The organism is Neisseria sp. P0022.S010 (assembly GCF_051956635.1).
In genome coordinates this window covers 1-464 of record NZ_JBQCXF010000880.1, presented here as the reverse complement: position 1 = coordinate 464, position 464 = coordinate 1, and the positions used below count along the sequence as shown (strand labels likewise).

Genomic DNA, 464 nt, shown 5'->3' with positions numbered 1-464 from the left:
ACCCCAACACCACAAACACCAACAACAACAAACAAACAAAACACACCAAAACACCCACACACAAAAACACAACAACAAAAAACCCAAAAAACACAAAAACCCCAAACACCCCCCCCCCAAACAACAACAAACACAAACAAACAACCCCCAACCAACCACACAAAAAAACAACCCCCCCCCCCAACACAACAACAACCAACAACACACCACCACACACCCCCAACACCCCCCCCCACACAACCACCACCACAACCCCCAACAACACCACACAACAAAACAACAACACAAAAAACACACAACCACAAACAAACCCACACAACAACACCAACCCCAAACACCCCACAACCACAAACCCCAACAACAAAACAGCACACACCACAAACAACCACCAAAACACAACCACCCACCCACCCCCCACACACACCCAACACCACCAACAACAAAAAAAACACACACCCCAACAA

1 protein-coding gene is annotated in these 464 nt (G+C 47.6%); it reads right to left on the bottom strand.

Annotation, left to right across the window (positions count from 1 at the left end; all coding sequences use genetic code 11):
• The coding region (locus tag ACTHUT_RS21905; RefSeq protein WP_440419927.1) for a hypothetical protein at positions 1-418 on the bottom strand (418 nt) is incomplete at its 3' end.
• Positions 419-464: the final 46 nt, after the last annotated feature.